The 18318-nt window shown below is 66.9% G+C and carries 19 protein-coding genes and 1 pseudogene; 13 read left to right on the top strand and 7 right to left on the bottom strand.

What is annotated here, in order from left to right:
- From B2X67_RS16820 to B2X67_RS16840, 5 genes and pseudogenes are all read left to right on the top strand, one after another.
- Window positions 1–1616, top strand: a 1616-nt coding sequence (locus tag B2X67_RS16820; RefSeq protein WP_286786189.1) for a YdbH domain-containing protein, incomplete at its 5' end; no start/stop codon positions are given.
- Entirely contained in the window at window positions 1616–1807 is a 192-nt protein-coding gene (locus B2X67_RS16825) for a YnbE family lipoprotein (protein ID WP_282344221.1), read from the top strand. The genes B2X67_RS16820 and B2X67_RS16825, both read left to right, overlap by 1 nt.
- 10 nt (window positions 1808–1817) lie before the next feature.
- Complete coding sequence (locus tag B2X67_RS16830; RefSeq protein ID WP_282344223.1) at window positions 1818–2162, top strand: YdbL family protein; 345 nt, start codon at window positions 1818–1820, stop codon at window positions 2160–2162.
- 4 nt (window positions 2163–2166) lie between these two features.
- On the top strand, window positions 2167–2784 hold the full coding sequence (locus tag B2X67_RS16835) for a class I SAM-dependent methyltransferase (RefSeq protein WP_286786190.1): 618 nt from the start codon (window positions 2167–2169) through the stop codon (window positions 2782–2784).
- A gap of 221 nt (window positions 2785–3005) precedes the next feature.
- Window positions 3006–3903, top strand: a pseudogene (locus B2X67_RS16840) (LLM class flavin-dependent oxidoreductase).
- Between the two features lie 269 nt (window positions 3904–4172).
- On the opposite strand, the gene B2X67_RS16845 reads toward B2X67_RS16840, so the two are convergent.
- The 6 genes from B2X67_RS16845 to B2X67_RS16870 form a co-directional block, all read right to left on the bottom strand.
- Window positions 4173–5171: an ABC transporter substrate-binding protein gene (locus tag B2X67_RS16845; RefSeq protein ID WP_286786191.1), complete on the bottom strand. Its 999-nt coding sequence runs from the start codon at window positions 5169–5171 to the stop codon at window positions 4173–4175.
- 289 nt (window positions 5172–5460) lie between these two features.
- A complete protein-coding gene (locus B2X67_RS16850) occupies window positions 5461–6330 on the bottom strand; it encodes an ABC transporter permease (protein ID WP_286786192.1) in 870 nt (289 codons plus the stop codon).
- A 15-nt stretch (window positions 6331–6345) separates the two neighbouring features.
- Window positions 6346–7200 (bottom strand): ABC transporter ATP-binding protein, encoded by an 855-nt coding sequence (locus B2X67_RS16855; RefSeq protein ID WP_286786193.1) that lies wholly within the window; start codon window positions 7198–7200, stop codon window positions 6346–6348.
- A gap of 41 nt (window positions 7201–7241) precedes the next feature.
- Entirely contained in the window at window positions 7242–8138 is an 897-nt protein-coding gene (locus tag B2X67_RS16860; RefSeq protein ID WP_286786194.1) for a TauD/TfdA dioxygenase family protein, read from the bottom strand.
- A 166-nt stretch (window positions 8139–8304) separates the two neighbouring features.
- On the bottom strand, window positions 8305–9240 hold the full coding sequence (locus B2X67_RS16865; protein WP_286786195.1) for a sigma 54-interacting transcriptional regulator: 936 nt from the start codon (window positions 9238–9240) through the stop codon (window positions 8305–8307).
- Between the two features lie 73 nt (window positions 9241–9313).
- Complete coding sequence (locus B2X67_RS16870) at window positions 9314–9895, bottom strand: alpha/beta hydrolase (RefSeq protein ID WP_286786196.1); 582 nt, start codon at window positions 9893–9895, stop codon at window positions 9314–9316.
- Window positions 9896–10118: 223 nt separating this feature from the next.
- Here B2X67_RS16870 and oscA point away from each other — a divergent pair, with 223 nt between their 5' ends.
- The 6 genes from oscA to B2X67_RS16900 all read left to right on the top strand — a co-directional run bounded on the left by oscA (window position 10119) and on the right by B2X67_RS16900 (window position 15310).
- Window positions 10119–10301 carry a sulfur starvation response protein OscA gene (oscA, locus tag B2X67_RS16875; protein ID WP_273234586.1) on the top strand — a complete coding sequence of 61 codons (183 nt, stop codon included), beginning with the start codon at window positions 10119–10121 and terminating at the stop codon, window positions 10299–10301.
- A gap of 169 nt (window positions 10302–10470) precedes the next feature.
- Window positions 10471–11484: a sulfate ABC transporter substrate-binding protein gene (locus B2X67_RS16880; RefSeq protein WP_286786197.1), complete on the top strand. Its 1014-nt coding sequence runs from the start codon at window positions 10471–10473 to the stop codon at window positions 11482–11484.
- Window positions 11485–11567: 83 nt separating this feature from the next.
- Window positions 11568–12380 (top strand): sulfate ABC transporter permease subunit CysT, encoded by an 813-nt coding sequence (gene cysT, locus B2X67_RS16885; RefSeq protein WP_286786198.1) that lies wholly within the window; start codon window positions 11568–11570, stop codon window positions 12378–12380.
- A 10-nt stretch (window positions 12381–12390) separates the two neighbouring features.
- On the top strand, window positions 12391–13263 hold the full coding sequence (cysW, locus tag B2X67_RS16890) for a sulfate ABC transporter permease subunit CysW (protein ID WP_286786199.1): 873 nt from the start codon (window positions 12391–12393) through the stop codon (window positions 13261–13263).
- Window positions 13264–13345: 82 nt separating this feature from the next.
- Window positions 13346–14347, top strand: a complete 1002-nt coding sequence (locus B2X67_RS16895; RefSeq protein WP_286786200.1) for a sulfate/molybdate ABC transporter ATP-binding protein — start codon at window positions 13346–13348, stop codon at window positions 14345–14347.
- Window positions 14348–14569: 222 nt separating this feature from the next.
- Window positions 14570–15310: a hypothetical protein gene (locus B2X67_RS16900; RefSeq protein ID WP_286786201.1), complete on the top strand. Its 741-nt coding sequence runs from the start codon at window positions 14570–14572 to the stop codon at window positions 15308–15310.
- A 169-nt stretch (window positions 15311–15479) separates the two neighbouring features.
- Here B2X67_RS16900 and glcC read toward each other — a convergent pair whose 3' ends face one another.
- Window positions 15480–16250, bottom strand: a complete 771-nt coding sequence (glcC, locus tag B2X67_RS16905; protein WP_286786202.1) for a transcriptional regulator GlcC — start codon at window positions 16248–16250, stop codon at window positions 15480–15482.
- Window positions 16251–16500: 250 nt separating this feature from the next.
- Here glcC and glcD point away from each other — a divergent pair, with 250 nt between their 5' ends.
- Window positions 16501–18000, top strand: a complete 1500-nt coding sequence (gene glcD, locus B2X67_RS16910; protein WP_286786203.1) for a glycolate oxidase subunit GlcD — start codon at window positions 16501–16503, stop codon at window positions 17998–18000.
- Window positions 18000–18318, top strand: a 319-nt coding sequence (locus B2X67_RS16915; protein WP_286786204.1) for an FAD-binding protein, incomplete at its 3' end; no start/stop codon positions are given. The genes glcD and B2X67_RS16915, both read left to right, overlap by 1 nt.

Raw genomic sequence — 18318 nt, forward strand, 5'->3', positions numbered from 1 at the left:
TGGACAACCTCGCCGGCAGTTGGCGCGACACGCTGCCCGCCGGCCTGCGCGCCGACAGCCTCGACCTGCGCATCGTCCCGGCCGAAGGCCCGCGCAGCGACGGCCTGCTGCCGTTCGACCTGCAACTGGCCAGCCAGGGCGCGCTCGCCGCGACCCTCGAAGCCAGGCTCGCCACCGCCACGCAGCCGCCCTGGACGCTGCAGATCGACAGCGCGCGCCTGCGCGGTCAGAGCACCAGGCTCGCGCTGGACGGCCTGCGCCTGACCCGGCCGAGCCTCGACCTGGCCTTCAGCGGGCAGGTCGATCGACGGCAGGCGCGGCTGCTGCTGGGCAATCCCGCGCAGGTGCACAGCGAACGCGTCGACCTGCTCGACGCCGGCCAGTCGACCCTCGAACTGCACGCGCTCGACGCCACGCTGGCCGGCGTGGCGCTGGATGCCGGCTACTCCGACGCCGGCCTGGACACCTTGCGCGCACAAGGTCCCGCGCGCCTGCAAACGACCCAGCTGCGCCAGGCCACCCTGCGGCCGCAGGGCTGGAGCTGGCAGGGCAAATTCGACAGCGACCTCGCCGCGCTGAGCGCGGAAGGCGCGCTGGGCAACGACGCCGGATTGCCCGCGCAGGTGCAGCTCGACTACGCCTTCGGTGGCGCGCTGCACCTGAAGGCGCAGTTGCAGGAACTGTTCATGCGTGCCGGCAACCCGCTGGCGAAGACTCTGGCGGAATGGCCGGCGCTGCTGGAGCTGGACGACGGCCGGCTGCGCGCCCATGCGCAACTCGACCTGCGCGACGGCGTGCCCGAACTGGACCTGGTGCTGAACGCGCAGAACCTCGGCGGCATCTACGACCGCGTGGAGCTGTCCGGGCTCAGCGGCGATGCGCGCGTCACGCTGAGCGACAAGGCCCTGCAACTGGAACTGCCCGACCTGCGCCTGGGCGAACTCAATCCGGGCCTGGCGATCGGCCCGCTGCGTTTTGCCGGACGTTACCGTGCCAGCCTGCAACGGCCCGCCGCCGGGCGGCTCGACTGGCAGCGCGCGGAAACCGCGCTGTTCGGTGGCCGGCTGTGGCTGGAGCCGGGCAATGGCGACCTGGCGGCGGCCGGTCTCGATCTGCCGCTGCAACTGCGGGGGCTGCAACTGGCGGAACTGTTCCGCGCCTACCCGGCCGAAGGCTTGAGTGGCGACGGCGTGCTGGACGGGCGCCTGCCGCTGCACTGGAACGGCCAGGCGCTGCGCATCGACCAGGGTGAAATCGCGGCCCGGCCGCCGGGCGGCATGCTGCGCTTCCATTCGCCGAAGATCATCGCCCTGGCCCAGGCCAACCCGGCGATGAAGCTGGTGGCCGACGCGCTGGAGGATTTTCGCTACGAGCTGCTCAGCAGCGCGGTCAGTTACGATGAGGCCGGCAAGCTGATGCTCAACCTGCGCCTGAACGGGCGCAATCCGGACCTGGAACGCGGCCGGCCGTTCAACTTCAACATCAACCTGGAAGAAGACATTCCGGCCCTGCTGACCAGCCTGCAACTGAGCGGCCGGGTCAGCGAAACCATCCAGCGACGGGTGCAGGAGCGTTTGCAGCGCCCCGCCGAGTCGCCCACCGAGGAGAAACCCTGATGGTTCAGCGCCACATCCTCGCCGTCGCCCTGCTGCTGTTGTCCGGCGTCGGTTGTACCCCCACCGTGCAACTGGCGGTGCCCAACGAGCCGATCAACATCAACCTCAACGTGAAGATCGAGCACGAGATCTACATCAAGGTCGACAAGGCGCTGGACAACGTCCTCGACGAATCCAGCGGCCTTTTCTAGGAGACTTGCCATGCGCCTTCGCCACACCTTCGCAGCCAGCCTGCTGGCCCTCTGCCTGGCCACTCCGGCCTTCGCCCTCAGCCTCAACGAGGCGATGTCCGCGCTCGGCGCCGCCAAGGCCGCCGGCCAGCTCGGCGAGCAACCCGACGGTTACCTCGGCGTGGTCAAGCCCGGCGGCCAGGCCGAGGACATCGCCGCGCAGATCAACCAGGCGCGCCGCGCCGAGTACCAGCGCCTGGCCAAGCAGAACGGCATCGCCCTGGGCGACGTCGAGGCCATCGCCGGCAAGAAGGCGCTGGACAAGACCCCGAGCGGCCAATACATCCAGCTCAACGGCAAATGGATGAAGAAGTAAGCCAATGGACGCCGACGACAAGGGTGCGATCAGCCGCCTGACCCTCGCCCACTACGCGCGCAACGCCGAAGGCTTTCGCGAGGGCACCCGCGACCACGACGTCAGCCAGAACATCGCCGCGCTGCTGCGCCACATTCAGGCCGAGGCGCCGTTCGCGCTGCTGGATTTTGGCTGCGGGCCGGGCCGCGACCTGCGCACCTTCAAGGCCCTCGGCCACGCGCCGGTCGGCCTCGACGGCACCGCGCGCTTCGTCGAGATGGCCCGCGCCGACAGCGGCTGCGAGGTCTGGCAACAGGATTTCCTCGCCCTCGACCTGCCGCCGGAACGCTTCGACGGCGTGTTCGCCAACGCCTCGCTGTTCCACGTACCGCGCGCCGACCTGCCGCGCGTGCTGCGCCAGCTGCACGCCACGCTCAAGCCCGGCGGCGTACTGTTCGCCTCCAACCCGCGCGGCGACAACCGCGAAGGCTGGAGCGGCGAACGCTATGGCGCCTGGCATGACTGGGCGCGCTGGCGCGATTACCTCACCGCCGCCGGCTTCACCGAGCTGGAACACTACTACCGGCCCGAAGGCTTGCCGCGCGACCAGCAACCCTGGCTGGCGAGTGTGTGGCGGCGCTGACGTAGAACACTTCCGGCGCAGCGGTTAATTACCTCGATGCCATTGAAAAAGTTATCAGCTTATAGGCCTAAGTGAGCGCTTATTACCTATTGAATTCGCCTCCACCAAAACGATCTTGATAAAGGCGAACCTGCCAGATTCCACTTGATACATATCAACTTTCAACGCACCGCCCAATTGAAAGAATGGCTCCCCGTATAATCAAACCTTAGGGAGTTAATATGAGTCTCAATGTTTTCTGGTTCCTGCCAACGCACGGCGACGGCCGCTACCTGGGCAGTGCCAATCAGGCACGCGCCGTGGATCAGGCCTACCTGCAACAGATCGCCCAGGCGGCGGAAAAGCTCGGCTACGGCGGCGTCCTGATTCCCACCGGGCGTTCCTGCGAGGACTCGTGGATCGTGGCTTCCAGCCTGGTTCCGGTGACCCGCACGCTGAAATTCCTGGTCGCCTTGCGCCCGGCGACCTTCTCGGTGACCGCCAATGTGCGCATGGCCGCGACGCTGGATCGGCTGTCCGGCGGACGCCTGCTGGTCAACGTGGTGGCCGGCGGCGACTCGTCCGACCTGGAAGCCGACGGCAACTTTCTCGGGCATGACGAACGTTCGTCGCCGCGCCGCCGCCCTCGGCCGCACCGTGCGTTTCGGCGTGCGCCTGCACGTGATCGTCCGCGAGACCGAGCAGGAAGCCTGGCAGGCCGCCGATCGCCTGATCAGCCACCTCGACGACGACACCATCGCCCGCGCCCAGGCCTCGCTGGCGCGGATGGATTCCCACGGCCAGCAACGCATGCAGGAACTGAACAACGGCAAGCGCGGCGACCTGGTCGTCAGCCCCAACCTCTGGGCCGGCGTCGGCCTGGTCCGCGGCGGCGCCGGCACCGCGCTGGTGGGCAGCCCGCAACAGGTCGCCGACCGCCTGCTGGAATACGCCGAGCTGGGCGCCGACACCTTCGTGCTCTCCGGCTACCCGCATCTGGAAGAGGCCTACCGCTTCGCCGAGCTGGTGTTCCCGCTGCTGCCGCTGCCGGTCCGGGAAAAGCTCGGCGCCAACCTGATCAGCCCCTTCGGCGAAGCCATCGCCAACGACCAGTTGCCGCCACGCGCCGCGCAGCGCTAAGTCGCCACCCTTCGCCCGGCACCCAAAGTGCCGGTGCGCATGGCGCACCCTACGGAACGGATACGTCCCCCCACGAGCCGGCATCAACGTGGCAGTCGATCGTCCGGCTCCAGCAGCGGCACCTCGACGCTGAGGGTGTCGGGGTACTTGATGCCGGCGCCGGTGTTCAGCGCCACCACGCGTTCGCCGGCCAGCCGGCCTCGCGCAACTGGCAGGCGGCGGCGAACAGCGTGACGCGGACGCGGCGGTTCGTCAGCAGGCGGGACCGATCAGCTGCCCGGATTGACGTGGGCTTCCTCGAAGAAATAGTCCTGCCAGGACGCCGCCTCGTTCTTCAGCACGCCCAGCTCGTTGAGCTTCTCGGCGTAGATGAAGGTGCGCTCCGGGGAGACGGTGAAGTCGATCTCCGGGTCTTCGACGATCTTCTGCACGAAGGCCAGCGGCAGCTTGGATTGCTCGACGTCGATGTAGGTCTGCGCAGCCTTGGCCTTGTCCGCCTTGATGATCTGCGAGGCCTCGACGAGGGCGTCATAGAAGGCCTTGTAGGTCTTCGGATTCTCATCATGGAATTTCTGCGTGGTGTAGAGCACGTTGAAGGTGGCCTGGCCGCCGAGGATGTCGTAGGAGCTGATCAGCTTGTGCACCTTGGGGTTTTCCAGCGCCTGGTACTGGAACGGCGGGCTGGAGAAGTGCGCGCTGATCTCCGAGCCGCCGGCCAGCAGCGCGGCGGTGGCGTCCGGGTGCGGCAGGCTCACGGAAATCTTGTCGAAACGCTGGAAGTCGGCCTTGCCGTAGCGCTTGGCCGCCTCGATCTGCAGGGTGCGCGACTGGAAGCCGACGCCCGCGGCCGGCACGGCGATGCGGTCCTTGTCGGAGAGGTCGTCGAGGGTCTTCACCTCGGCGCGGTTGCTCAGCAGGTAGTTGGGCATCGAACCGAGCGAGGCGATGGCCTTGACGTTCTGCTTGCCGCGGGTGCGGTCCCACAGGGTGAGCATCGGCGGTACGCCGGCCGAGACGACGTCCAGGGCGTTGGCCAGCAGCGCCTCGTTCATCGCGGTGGCGCCGGAAATCGTCCGCCAGTCGACCTCGACGTTGTCCAGGCCCAGGGCCTTGCCGTGTTTCTCGATCAGCCTCTGTTCCTTGACCACGTCGAGGATCAGGTAGCCGATGCCGAACTGCTGCGCGATGCTGATGCTGCCTTCGGCCTGGGCCAGCGCCGGCGCCAGCAACGCGGCGGCCAGCAGGGTGGTGCGAATGCGATGGTTCATGGTGTCCCCAAAAAGTTAATGGGCCGCTGACGGCCGGATGTCGGTGTTGGCAGTTATCGATCCGGCGGCCCGGTCTCGGAGAGTTCGTAGGGTGGATCGCGCGTCATCGATCCACCGGGTGGCGACCACCTTGGCAATGTCGTGGTGGATGAAAACAGCGTCATCCACCCTACGGACGGGCATTACCCCCGCTGCATCCCCAGACCCGTAGGGTGGATCGCGCCTTATCGATCCACCGGGCGGGTGTTGCGGGATGAAAAAAGCGTCATCCACCCTACGGGGAAGGGCGTTAGCCGCGCTGCATTCCCCAGCGCTTCACGGTGACTCGCTCGAGGGTGGAGAACACCAGGTTCTCCACCACCAGGCCGATCAGGATCACCGCGACCAGCCCGGCGAAGACCTTGTCGGTGTACAGCTCGTTGCGGTTCTGGAAGATGTACCAGCCCAGCCCGCCCTTGCCGCTGGAGGCACCGAACACCAGCTCGGCGGCGATCAGCGTGCGCCAGGCGAAGGCCCAGCCGATCTTCAGCCCGGCGAGGATCGACGGCAGCGCCGCCGGCACCAGGATCAGCAGGACGAAACGCAGCCCGCGCAGGCCGTAGTTGCGCCCGGCCATGCGCTGAGTTTCGGAGACGCCGAGGAAGCCGGCGTAGGTGTTCAGCGCCAGCGGCCAGAGCACCGAATGCACCAGCACGAAGACCAGGCTGGCCTGGCCGAGGCCGAACCAGAGCAGCGCCAGCGGCAGCAGCGCGATCGGCGGCAGCGGGTTGAGCATCGAGGTCAGGGTGCTGAGCAGGTCGCGGCCGAGCTGGGTCGACACCGCCAGGGTGGTCAGGCCGAACGCCAGGGCGATGCCGATCAGGTAACCCTTGAACAGGATCGACAGGGAAATCCCGACGCGCTCGATCAGCACGCCGCTGGCCACGTCTTCGAAGAAGGCGCGGGCGGTCTGCAGGAAGCTCGGCAGCATCAGGTCGTTGGCCTGGTAGCGCGCGACCAGCTCCCAGAGCACCACCAGCAGCACCAGGATCAGCGTCTTGCGCAGCCAGCCCTGTTGCCACAGGCGTTGCGCCAGCGGCAGCTCGCGCTCCAGCGGCAGGCCGACCAGCGGCGCCGGGGTGACTTCGTATTCCTCGCGCACGGGCGGGATCAGTTTCATGGTGGTGCTCCCGTGTCAGTAGGAAATGCGGATGTCCTGGAAGCGCAGGTCGGACTCGACCGGCGGCTCAGCGTCTTCATCGAACAGCAACCGGTGGATGCGCTGCGCGGTGTGCTGGAAGTCGACGCCGCCCAGGCTGTGCAGGTCGAACGGGTGCGCGTTGATCTCGGCGCGCACGCGCCCCGGATGCGGCGAGAGCAGCAGGATGCGGTTGCCCACCACCAGCGCCTCCTCGATGGAGTGGGTGACGAACAGCAGGGTGAAGCGCACTTCGTCCCACAGCTGCAGCAGTTCCTCCTGCATCTTGCGGCGGGTCAGCGCGTCGAGCGCGGCGAACGGCTCGTCCATCAGCAGAATCTTCGGCTGCATGGCCAGCGCGCGGGCGATGGCGACGCGCGCCTTCATGCCGCCGGAAAGGGTGTGCGGGTAGGCATCGGCGAAGGCGGCCAGGCCGACCTTTTCCAGGTAATGCAGCGCGCGCTCCTCGGCCTCGCGGCGCTTGAGGGTGCGCGAGGCGAGCAGCGGGAACATGACGTTCTGCTTCACCGTCTTCCACGGCGGCAGCTGGTCGAATTCCTGGAACACCACGATGCGGTCGGGACCGGGTTCGCTGACGCGCTGGCCGTCGAGGCGGATTTCCCCGTCGCGCGGCTCGATGAAGCCGGCGACCGACTTGAGCAGGGTCGACTTGCCACAACCCGACGGGCCGAGCAGGACGAAACGGTCGCCCGGATAGACGTCGAAACTCACTTCATGGGTAGCCCGCACCACGCGTTGCGGGGTCTTGTATTCCAGGCTGACCTTGTCCACGTGCAGCAGTGCTGCCAGTGCCGAAGCGCTGGCCGTGTGGCCTTGCAGGACGGCGTTCATCGGATTTCCTTTACTGGGTTGGGGCTGAGGAGGCGCGCCGTTCAGAACGGCACTTCGCCCTGGATGGTGGTGCGGTGCATGCGGCGGCGCATATGGCCCGGGCAACCGGTGGCGAGGTGGATCAGCGAACGGTTGTCCCAGAACACCATGTCGTGCGGCTGCCAGACGTGGCGGTGGATGAACTCCGGGCGCGCGCTGTGGGCGTACAGCTCGGCGAGGATCTGCCGGCTCTCGTCCTCGGGAATGTCGAGAATGTGGGTGGTGAAGTTCTCGTTGACGAACAGGCCCTTGCGTCCGGTTTCCGGGTGCGTGCGCACCACCGGATGAACCACCGCCGTGACCTCGGCGAGCTGCGCCGTGGTCAGCGTCGGCCGGCGAATGCCCTTGAACACTTCATCGGCGTAGCGCGCCGTGTAGCAGTGCGCCGCGCGCTTGTCCTGGATCGCCCGGGACAGCTCGGCCGGCAGGGTTTCGTAGGCCAGTTGCTGGCTGGCGAACAGGGTGTCGCCGCCCTCTTCCGGCAACTCCTGGGCGTAGAGCATCGAGCCCAGGCTGGGGAATTCCTTGTAGGACAGGTCCGAGTGCCAGAACTTGCCGGCGTCGCCCAGGCCGATCGGCTGGCCGTTCTCGACGATGTTGGAAATGATGAAGACTTCCGGGTGCCCGGCCAGCAGGAACTGCTTGAGCACGTGGATCTGCAGCGGGCCGAAACGGCGACTGAAATCGACCTGCTGCTGCGCGCTGATGTGCTGGTCGCGGAATACCAGCAGGCCGTGGTCGAGGTGCGCGCGATGGACCCGGGCGAAGTCCGCGGCGTTCAACGGGCGGGCGAGGTCGAGGCCGACGATCTCCGCGCCAAGCTGGCCCAGCGGGCGGATCTCGAAGTGTTGCGAGGTGGTCTCCGGGGAAGGGGTCGCCACCGCAGTGACCGCGTTCATGGATGTTTCTCCACGCAGGCGCGACGGACGCGCGCAGTGAAAGGATCAGGACGATGTTGCCCCGGCTTCTCGTTTCATGTGCGGCGCGCCGGTTGGCCGGCAGGTACGCGAGTGACGACTATAAGTGAATAAGAATTGCGGATATAAATACGATTAGCGCATAAGGTTATGGCTGCGCGCGCGGCTCGTCCGCCAGCACCCGGCGCAGCAGATCGAACAGCGCGGCGCGCGTCTGCGGGTCCTCGGCGGCGAGCTGCAGCTGCCGTTCGAGACGCGCCAATCCGCAGGGCGCGGGCAGGTTCAGGTGCTCGGCGAGAATCTCCGCGCCGCTGCTGACCAGCAGCGCGAAGTGGATGACGCTCTCCAGCTCGCGGGTGTTGCCCGGCCAGTCGTGCTGCTCCAGGGCCTCACGCGCGGACTGGGCGAACTGCGGCAGCGCCAGGCCGAGGCGCTGGGCGTAGGTGCCGAGGAAGTACTCGCCCAAGGCGAGGATGTCGCCGGGCCGTTCGCGCAATGGCAGCAGGTGCACGTAGCCGTCGCCCAGGTAGTGGTAGAGACGCTCGTTGAACTTGCCGGCGGCGACGGCCTGGCCCAGGTCGATACTGGTGGCGGCGACCAGGCGCACGTCCGCCGGGCTCGGCTGGCGCGCGCCGACGCGGGTCACCTCGCGGGTCTCCAGTGCGGCCAGCAACTTGCCCTGCAAGGCCAGCGGCAGGTCGCCGATTTCGTCCAGATAGAGCGTGCCGCCGGTGGCCGAGCCGAACCAGCCGGCGCGGCTGCTGGCGGCGCCGGTGTGGGCGCCCGGCGCATGGCCGAACAGCTCGGCCTCGCCGTAGGTCGGGCTCAGCGCCTCGCAGTTGACCGCGACGAACAATCCCTGGCGCTCGCTGCTGCGGTGGATATAACGCGCCAGCAGCTCCTTGCCGGTGCCGGTTTCGCCGCGGATCAGCACCGGCAATTCGCTGTCGGCCAGTTGCTCGACCCGTTCGCGCAGCTGCCGCGAACGCGGGTCGATGAACACCAGTGCCTTGGCGCGAATGCTCAGCGGGTTCTTTTCGGCATCGGGGAAAGCCAGCAGCGGCTGGCGCAGATCGTCGTGCATGGGATTGTTCCTGAAACGTCGAGGCCGCCGGGGCTTCCATGGGCGCGGCGGCCGCGATTGAAGAAAGGAGGATTCAGGCGCTGTGTCGCGCCAGCCGCTCGATCCGTGCCTGCAGCCGGTAGAGCCAGGCGAAACCCTGCTCCCAGCGGGTGTAGCCGGACTTCACGTTGATGTGCCCGGCGCCGACCAGGATGCTCGCCTCGGATTCCCAGCCACGCGCCAGCTCCAGCGCGCGGGCGGCGGTGGCGGCCGGATCGTCGTCGGAGCCGATCAGCTGGCTGGGGAACGGCAGCGGCTGCGTGGGAATCGGCGCGAAGTTGCGCAGCGCTTCCGGGCAACCGGGGCGCTCGACGTCCGCCGGCGCCACCAGCAGCGCACCACGCACGCGGCGCAGCAGGGCGGGCGAGGCCCGCTCGGCCCAGTGCGCGACGGTGACGCAACCCAGGCTGTGGGCGATCAGCATCACTGGCGTGCGCTCGGCGGCGATTTCGCGCTCCAGTGCCACCACCCAGTCTTCACGTTGCGGCCGTTCCCAGTCGGCCTGCTCGACCCGCGCGCTGTTTGGCAGGCTGCGTTGCCAATGGCTCTGCCAATGCTCGTCCGAGGAGCCCTGCCAGCCGGGCACGATGAGGTAGCGGATCGATTCGTTGCGCATGTTCGCCTCCAATGTTCTGGCGGCAGTGTAGGCAGCGTGAATCGAGCAATGAAGGAATAAAAGATTATGTTCTTATTCTATAAATTCTAAATAACGGCAAATCGGCATGCGCTCTAAAGGTTATATAAAAATGCTAAAACGGTATTTTTGAGAATAAAAATTCGCCTTTATATTCCGCTCCACGCCATTGCCATCGCATGGCGCCAGCGAAGGAAAGACTCCCATGAGCGCAACCATAAGAAGCGTCGATGGCCAGGACGAGCAAAGCATCCTGCGCGAAATCCAGAGCGCCCTGCGCGACCTGCGTTTCGGCTCGGTGGAAATCACCGTCCACAACGCCCAGGTCGTGCAGATCGAACGCAAGGAAAAATTCCGCCTGCAGCCGTCCTCCGGCAAGCCGGCCTGAATTCACCACCGACCGGACCGCCGGAGGCATGACCATGAAAACCAGAACACGCATGTCGCCGCGCCGGTATCGCCGTTGTTGCTGGCGAATGCGCTGACCCCGAACACCGAACCGACCAACACCCCAGCATTCATCCGCGCGCCAGGAACGGCGCGCTTCGGAGCACAGCATGTCGAGCAAATCCATCCGTTCGTTCAGCCTGGCGCTGATCGCTGGCGCCCTGTTCAGCGCGCAGTCCTTCGCCGCCACCGAACTGCTCAACGTTTCCTACGACCCCACCCGCGAGCTGTACGTCGAGTACAACGCCGCCTTCGCCAAGCACTGGAAGGCCGAGACTGGCGAAGACGTGGTCATCAAGCAATCCCACGGCGGCTCGGGCAAACAGGCCCGCGCGGTGATCGATGGCCTGCAGGCCGACGTGGTGACCCTGGCGCTGTCCGGCGACATCGACGCGCTGAACCTGCTCAAGCCGCTGATCGACCCCAACTGGCAGGCGCGCCTGCCGCAGAACAGCACGCCGTACACCTCGACCATCGTGTTCCTGGTGCGCAAGGGCAACCCGAAACACATCAAGGACTGGGACGATCTGGTGAAGAGCGGCGTCGAGGTGATCACCCCGAACCCGAAAACCTCCGGTGGCGCGCGCTGGAACTTCCTCGCCGCCTGGGCCTATGCGAAGAAGAAGTACGGCAGCGATGACAAGGCGCTGGAGTTCGTCACCGAGCTCTACCGCCACGCCCCGGTGCTCGATACCGGCGCCCGCGGTGCGACCATCAGCTTCGTCCAGCGCCAGCTCGGCGACGTGCTGCTGGCCTGGGAAAACGAGGCCTACCTGTCGCTCGCCGAGCAAGGCGGCGACCAGCTGGAAATCGTTACCCCGTCGCTGTCGATCCTCGCCGAGCCGCCGGTTTCGGTGGTCGACGCCAACGTCGATCGCAAGGGCACCCGCAAGGTCGCCGACGCCTACCTGCAATACCTCTACAGCGAGGAAGGCCAGCGCATCGCGGCGAAGAACTTCTACCGTCCCCGCGATGCCAAGGTCGCGGCCGAGTTCAAGGACAAGTTCGCCCAGCTCGAACTGGTGACCATCGACAAAGAGTTCGGCGGCTGGAAGCAGGCCCAGCCCAAGTTCTTCGACGATGGCGGCGTGTTCGACGACATCTTCAAGAAGATCAACCAGTAACTACAGATACACCGCGAGCCGCTCCCGGAGGAGCGGCACCGGCGATTCCGACCAGGCTCAGATACCTTACCCAAGGACGCCACATGTCCCACCGAACCTCCCCGGTCATACCCGGCTTCGGGCTGACGCTGGGCTACACGATCAGCTACCTCGCGTTGATCGTCCTGATTCCCCTCGGCGCCATGCTGATCTATTCCCTGCAGATGACCGTCGAACAATGGTGGTCGCTGATCAGCAGCCGCCAAGTGCTGTTCTCGCTCAAACTGTCGTTCGGTACCGCGCTGTTCGCCGCCCTGCTCAACGGTGTACTCGGCACCGTGCTGGCCTGGGTGCTGGTGCGCTACCGCTTTCCCGGCCGGCGCATCATCGATGCGATGGTCGACATGCCCTTCGCCCTGCCCACCGCGGTGGCCGGCATCGCGCTGACGTCCCTGTACGCGCCCAACGGGCTGATCGGCTCGCTGTTCCCCTTCAAGATCGCCTACACCCCGCTGGGCATCACCCTGGCGCTGGTGTTCGTCACCCTGCCGTTCGTGGTGCGCACGCTGCAGCCGGTGCTGGCCGACATTCCCAAGGAGATCGAGGAAGCGGCGAGCTGCCTGGGTGCGCGCCCCTTGCAGGTGTTCCGCCACGTGCTGATGCCGAGCCTGCTGCCGGCCTGGATCACCGGTTTCGCCCTGGCCTTCGCCCGCGGCGTCGGCGAGTACGGCTCGGTGGTGTTCATCGCCGGCAACATCCCGCTGAAGACCGAGATCCTGCCGCTGCTGATCGCCTCCAAGCTCGACCAGTACGACTACAAGGGCGCGACCGGGATCGGGGTGCTGATGCTGGCGGTGTCGTTCGTGCTGCTGCTGTTGATCAACCTGCTGCAGCGTCGCCTGCAGCCGCAGAACTGAGGAGCGCGGGATGAGCATCGCAAGCGCAACGCTGGCCAGGGACAACGCCGTGCGCGCTGGCGTACAGCGCACGCCCGCCGCCCTGGTCCTGATCGGCCTGGCCTGGATCATCTTCGCGGTGATCCTGCTGCTGCCGCTGTACATCGTCGTCACCCAGGGCCTGCAACGCGGGCTGGACGTGTTCTGGAATGCGATCAGCGAACCGGACGCCATCTCCGCCCTCAAGCTGACCCTGCTGGCCACCGCCATATCGGTGCCGTTGAACCTGGTGTTCGGCGTCGCCGCGGCCTGGTGCGTGACCAAGTTCGAGTTCCGCGGCAAGAGCCTGCTGATCACCCTGATCGACATGCCGTTCTCGGTTTCGCCGGTGGTCGCCGGCCTGATCTACGTGCTGCTGTTCGGTTCGCAGGGCGTCTTCGCCCCGTTCCTCCAGGCGCATGACCTGCAGATCGTCTACGCCGTGCCGGGGATCGTCCTGGCGACCATCTTCGTCACCTTTCCCTTCGTCGCCCGCGAGCTGATTCCGCTGATGGAAGAACAGGGCACCACCGAGGAAGAGGCCGCGCGGCTGCTCGGTGCGAACGGCTGGCAGATGTTCTGGCACGTCACCCTGCCCAACGTGAAATGGGCGCTGATCTATGGCGTGGTACTCTGCACGGCCCGGGCGATGGGCGAATTCGGCGCGGTATCGGTGGTCTCCGGGCACATCCGCGGGATGACCAACACGCTGCCGCTGCACATCGAGATTCTCTACAACGAATACAACATCGTCGCCGCGTTCAGCGTGGCGATCCTGTTGCTGGCGATGGCCCTGGTGATCCTCCTGCTGCGGCAGTGGAGCGAATCGCGGCTGAGCCGCAGCCTGGTGCGCGACGACGAATGATCGCGCGCCAGATACCGAACGAAACTACCGGCGCCACGCGCCGTCACCCGGCCAACGCCGTGGCACAGCAAACGAGGCTGACATGAGCATCGAGATTCGTGGCATCAACAAACACTTCGGCAACTTCCAGGCGTTGAAGAACATCGACCTGCACATCCGCAGCGGCGAACTGGTCGCCCTGCTCGGCCCGTCCGGCTGCGGCAAGACCTCGCTGCTGCGCATCATCGCCGGCCTGGAAACCCCGGACACCGGCAGCATCGTGTTCCATGGCGAGGACGTTTCCAGCCATGACGTGCGCGACCGCAACGTCGGCTTCGTCTTCCAGCACTACGCCCTGTTCCGCCACATGACGGTGTTCGACAACGTCGCCTTCGGCCTGCGCATGAAGCCGAAGAAGCAGCGCCCGAGCGAAAGCGTGATCGCCAGCAAGGTCCACGAACTGCTCAACCTGGTGCAGCTCGACTGGCTCGCCGACCGCTACCCGGAGCAACTCTCCGGCGGCCAGCGCCAGCGCATCGCCCTGGCCCGCGCGCTGGCCGTGGAGCCGAAGATCCTGCTGCTCGACGAACCCTTCGGCGCGCTCGACGCCAAGGTGCGCAAGGAGCTGCGCCGCTGGCTCGCGCGCCTGCACGAGGAAGTCCACCTGACCTCGGTGTTCGTCACCCACGACCAGGAAGAAGCGATGGAAGTCGCCGACCGCATCGTGGTGATGAACAAGGGCGTGATCGAGCAGATCGGCACCCCGGCGGAGGTCTATGAGAAACCCGCCAGCGAGTTCGTCTACCACTTCCTCGGCGACTCCAACCGCCTGCAACTGGCCGAGGACAACCACCTGCTGTTCCGCCCGCACGAGGTCTCGCTGTCGCGCTCGGCCGCGGACGAACACCGCGCCGCGCAGGTCCGCGACATCCGCCCGCTGGGCGCGATCACCCGCGTGACCCTGCAGGTCGAAGGCCAGGACGAACTGATCGAGGCGGAAGTCGCCAAGGATCACGGCAGCCTCGCCGGCCTGGTCCGCGGCGAAACCCTGTACTTCAAGCCGAAGGCGATTCTCACGCCGTCCAGCGCCGTGCAGCACGTCTGACCACCCCGCCGCCGCGCGCCAGACGGGCGCGCGGCCTTCCGCCGACCCTCCCAGGCTCATTCCGCCGCGATTGCGCACGCAATGGCGTCGAGTTCGACGCGTTCGATCGTAAAAATCACACTTTCGAGCAATCCGAAAACTCCGTTTCGGCGTTAGGCTATGCACCGACTGCCCAGAGAGGCAGCGCTGGCTCACAACAATAAGATCAGGAGCTTTCCGGAAATGAATCCCAAGCCATTCCTCGTACTGCTGTGCACCCTCCTCGCCGGGCTGACGACCGTCGCCGCGCCCGCCGCGCAGGCCGAGCTGTCGGTTCTCGAGCAGGTGCAGATCTACGCCTCACGCGCCACGTCGAGCCTCATCCTGCTGCGCGGGGAAGGCTTCCAGGACATGTACCGCGAACGCCTCGAACAGGACATCAAGGCCCTCGATGCCGCCATGCGCCGCGTGCCGGAGCCCAGCAGCGCGCTGCTCGCCGAACAGCGCGACCTGGTGACCGAACTGCGCCGCGGTGTGGCCTTCGGCCCCAGGGAGGACGCCATGCCCTGGGGTTATCCGCTGGAGCTGAACAAGCGCCTGCGCGACTTCCTCACCGCCGCCCGCGCGATGCCCGGCGCGCCGCACACCGAAGTCGCCGCCAAGGTGGAGTACCTCGGCGTGCAGTACCTCAATCGCGCCTACCTCGGCGCCTTCGAGATCGCCCGCGAACAGCCGGAAAACTACCTCGGCCAGGACGAGCGCCAACTGGTGCCGTCCATCGACGCGGAGATCCAGACCTTCGCCGCCCGCGACCCCGCCGCCCTGGCCCGCCTGCAGACGCGCTGGAAGTTCCTCCGCGCCGCGCTGCTGGACCTCAACAGCCAGAGCAACTCGCTGATCAGCGTGTCCGGTCGTCCCTACGCGCCCACCGTGGTCGACCGCAACACCCGCACCCTCAGCGACCAGTGGATGAGCATGAATTAACCCGCCGCAGTTTGCAGGATGCGCCATGCGCACCGAAACACTCCTGCGCCAAACCCTCAACCCGCATCGTCACCCAAGGTGCGCGCGGCGCACCCTAGGACGAACCTCGCGCCCGAAGCGATCCGCCGCTCCGTAGGGTGCGCCGCGCGCACCGCGAAGTTCGCCGTGCCTAGGCCCAACCCTCCAGGCGCATCCCGGCGCGCACCAGGCGCTGCTCTTCCTGCTCGATCTCGCGCAGGTTGTCGCGAATGCTCTGGATATGGTCGCGCGCCGCGCGCTGCGCCTGATCGGGCAGGCGGCCGATCACCGCCTGGTAGAGGCGTGCGTGCTGGCGGTCGATCTGGCGCTTCTGCAACGGCCGGTGGTAGAGGTTGTTCACCGAGGCGTAAACCGTGCTGAGCATCAGGTCGGTGAGCGATTGCAGCGTGTGCACCAGCACCGGATTGTGCGACGCCTCGCAGATCGCCAGGTGGAAGGCGTGGTCGAGACGCGCATGTTCCCTCGGGTCGGTGCCCTCGCCCTCGTGGGCCGCGAGCATTTCCTCGTAGCGCCGGCCGAGCAGGACGAAATCCGCGTCGGTGCCCCGCAGCGCCGCCAGCCGCGCCGACTCCGCCTCCAGCAGCACGCGCACTTCCAGCAGGTCGTAGAGCGTGCGCGGCTGCGAGCTGAACAGGTGCATCAGCGGCGTGGCATCGCGCTTGCCGGACAACGAGGCGACGAACGAGCCGCGGCCCTGGGCGGTCTCGATGATGCCGTGGCCGCGCAGCACGCGCAGACCCTCGCGCAGCGCCGAACGCGACACGCCGAGCTTGTCGCACAGGCGCCGCTCCGACGGCAGCGCCTGGCCGACCTTGAGCACGCCGTCGACGATCAGGCGTTCGATGCGCTCGGCGACCCTGTCGGCGACCTGGCCACGTACGCTGGGCGTTTCCGTAAGCATCCTTCACCTCGTCGCACTGGTAGGACCAGGTATAACCCGCCAGTCATGAGTGAACGGCCGGTTATCTCTGACTGCCATTGTGCCTGGCTTGCAACGATCTGTACGACCAATGCCCCTGCAAAAACTGGTAGGACCAGTGCTACCAGCGATGGACGCGCGCGCGGACGCCGGCGCACCATGCGACGCATACGCGCCTACCTCGACCGGACGGCGCGAGACAACAACGACAATAGAGCTGACCGAGCCTGATATGAACATCCTCTATGACGAGCGTGTCGACGGCGCGTTACCGAAGGTCGACAAGCAGGCGCTGCTCACCGAGCTGCGCCGGCAATTGCCCGACCTGGACATCCTGCACAGCGCCGAAGACCTCAAGCCCTACGAGTGCGACGGCCTCTCCGCCTACCGCACCACGCCGATGCTGGTGGTGCTGCCACGCCAGATCGAGCAGGTCGAAACCCTGCTCAAGCTGTGCAACCGGCTGAAGGTTCCGGTGGTCGCCCGCGGTGCCGGCACCGGGCTTTCCGGCGGCGCGCTGCCGCTGGAACAGGGCATCCTGCTGGTGATGGCGCGCTTCAACCGCATCCTTGAGATCGATCCCGCCGGGCGCTTCGCCCGCGTGCAGCCCGGCGTGCGCAACCTGGCGATCTCCCAGGCCGCCGCGCCCCACGACCTCTACTACGCACCGGACCCGTCCTCGCAGATCGCCTGCTCCATCGGCGGCAACGTCGCCGAGAACGCCGGCGGCGTGCACTGCCTGAAGTACGGCCTGACCGTGCACAACCTGCTCAGCGTGGAAATCGTCACCATCGAGGGTGAGCGCATGACGCTCGGCTCGGACGCCCTGGACAGCCCCGGCTTCGACCTGCTGGCGCTGTTCACCGGCTCCGAGGGCATGCTCGGCGTGGTGGTGGAAGTCACCGTCAAGCTGCTACCCAAGCCGCAGGTCGCCAAGGTGCTGCTGGCCAGCTTCGCCTCGGTGGAAGCCGCCGGGCGCGCGGTCGGCGACATCATCGCCGAGGGCATCATCCCCGGCGGGCTGGAGATGATGGACAACCTGGCGATCCGCGCCGCCGAGGACTTCATCCACGCCGGCTACCCGGTGGACGCCGAGGCGATCCTGCTCTGCGAACTGGACGGCGTCGAAGCCGACGTACATGCCGACTGCGACCGCGTGCGCGCGGTGCTGGAGAAGGCCGGCGCCAGCGAAGTGCGTCTGGCCCGCGACGAGGCCGAGCGCGTGCGCTTCTGGGCCGGTCGCAAGAACGCCTTCCCGGCAGTGGGGCGGCTGTCGCCGGACTACTACTGCATGGACGGCACCATCCCGCGCCGCGAACTGCCGGGCGTGCTGCAGCGCATCGGCGAGCTGTCCGGCGAATTCGACCTGCGCGTGGCCAACGTCTTCCATGCCGGCGACGGCAACATGCACCCGCTGATCCTCTTCGATGCCAACCAGCCCGGCGAACTGGAGCGCGCCGAGGAGCTCGGCGGCAAGATCCTCGAACTCTGCGTGGCGGTGGGCGGCAGCATCACCGGCGAACACGGCGTCGGGCGCGAGAAGATCAACCAGATGTGCTCGCAGTTCAACTCCGACGAGCTGACGCTGTTCCACGCGGTGAAGGCGGCCTTCGACCCAGAGCGCCTGCTCAACCCCGGCAAGAACATCCCGACCCTGCACCGCTGCGCCGAATTCGGCGCCATGCACATCCATGCCGGGCAGCTGCCCTTCCCCGAACTGGAGCGTTTCTGATGAGCGTCGAACCACGCGCAACCGGCAGCCGCGACGCCGACATCAGCGAACGCCTGCTCGCCGACGTCCAGCAGGCGCTGACATCCAACACCCCGCTGGCGATCCGCGGCGGCAACAGCAAGGCGTTCCTCGGACGTCCGGTTCAGGGCACGGCGCTGAGCACCGCCGAGCACCGCGGCATCGTCAACTACGACCCCACCGAACTGGTCATCAGCGTGCGCAGCGGCACCCCGCTCGTCGAGCTGTGCGCCACCCTGGACGCCGCCGGGCAGATGCTGCCCTTCGAGCCGCCCGCGTTCGGCGCCGCGGCCACCGTCC

The sequence above is a fragment of the Pseudomonas sp. UBA3153 genome, assembly GCF_002364635.1.
Taxonomy (GTDB): Bacteria; Pseudomonadota; Gammaproteobacteria; order Pseudomonadales; family Pseudomonadaceae; genus Pseudomonas_O; species Pseudomonas_O kuykendallii.

Bases quoted from the DNA above. Each gene is read 5' to 3' on its own strand.
- B2X67_RS16825 (WP_282344221.1), top strand. From the start codon at position 1,616: ATGGTTCAGCGCCACATCCTCGCCGTCGCCCTGCTGCTGTTGTCCGGC.
- B2X67_RS16830 (WP_282344223.1), top strand. From the start codon at position 1,818: ATGCGCCTTCGCCACACCTTCGCAGCCAGCCTGCTGGCCCTCTGCCTG.
- B2X67_RS16835 (WP_286786190.1), top strand. From the start codon at position 2,167: ATGGACGCCGACGACAAGGGTGCGATCAGCCGCCTGACCCTCGCCCAC.
- B2X67_RS16845 (WP_286786191.1), bottom strand. From the start codon at position 5,171: ATGAACCATCGCATTCGCACCACCCTGCTGGCCGCCGCGTTGCTGGCG.
- B2X67_RS16850 (WP_286786192.1), bottom strand. From the start codon at position 6,330: ATGAAACTGATCCCGCCCGTGCGCGAGGAATACGAAGTCACCCCGGCG.
- B2X67_RS16855 (WP_286786193.1), bottom strand. From the start codon at position 7,200: ATGAACGCCGTCCTGCAAGGCCACACGGCCAGCGCTTCGGCACTGGCA.
- B2X67_RS16860 (WP_286786194.1), bottom strand. From the start codon at position 8,138: ATGAACGCGGTCACTGCGGTGGCGACCCCTTCCCCGGAGACCACCTCG.
- B2X67_RS16865 (WP_286786195.1), bottom strand. From the start codon at position 9,240: ATGCACGACGATCTGCGCCAGCCGCTGCTGGCTTTCCCCGATGCCGAA.
- B2X67_RS16870 (WP_286786196.1), bottom strand. From the start codon at position 9,895: ATGCGCAACGAATCGATCCGCTACCTCATCGTGCCCGGCTGGCAGGGC.
- oscA (WP_273234586.1), top strand. From the start codon at position 10,119: ATGAGCGCAACCATAAGAAGCGTCGATGGCCAGGACGAGCAAAGCATC.
- B2X67_RS16880 (WP_286786197.1), top strand. From the start codon at position 10,471: ATGTCGAGCAAATCCATCCGTTCGTTCAGCCTGGCGCTGATCGCTGGC.
- cysT (WP_286786198.1), top strand. From the start codon at position 11,568: ATGTCCCACCGAACCTCCCCGGTCATACCCGGCTTCGGGCTGACGCTG.
- cysW (WP_286786199.1), top strand. From the start codon at position 12,391: ATGAGCATCGCAAGCGCAACGCTGGCCAGGGACAACGCCGTGCGCGCT.
- B2X67_RS16895 (WP_286786200.1), top strand. From the start codon at position 13,346: ATGAGCATCGAGATTCGTGGCATCAACAAACACTTCGGCAACTTCCAG.
- B2X67_RS16900 (WP_286786201.1), top strand. From the start codon at position 14,570: ATGAATCCCAAGCCATTCCTCGTACTGCTGTGCACCCTCCTCGCCGGG.
- glcC (WP_286786202.1), bottom strand. From the start codon at position 16,250: ATGCTTACGGAAACGCCCAGCGTACGTGGCCAGGTCGCCGACAGGGTC.
- glcD (WP_286786203.1), top strand. From the start codon at position 16,501: ATGAACATCCTCTATGACGAGCGTGTCGACGGCGCGTTACCGAAGGTC.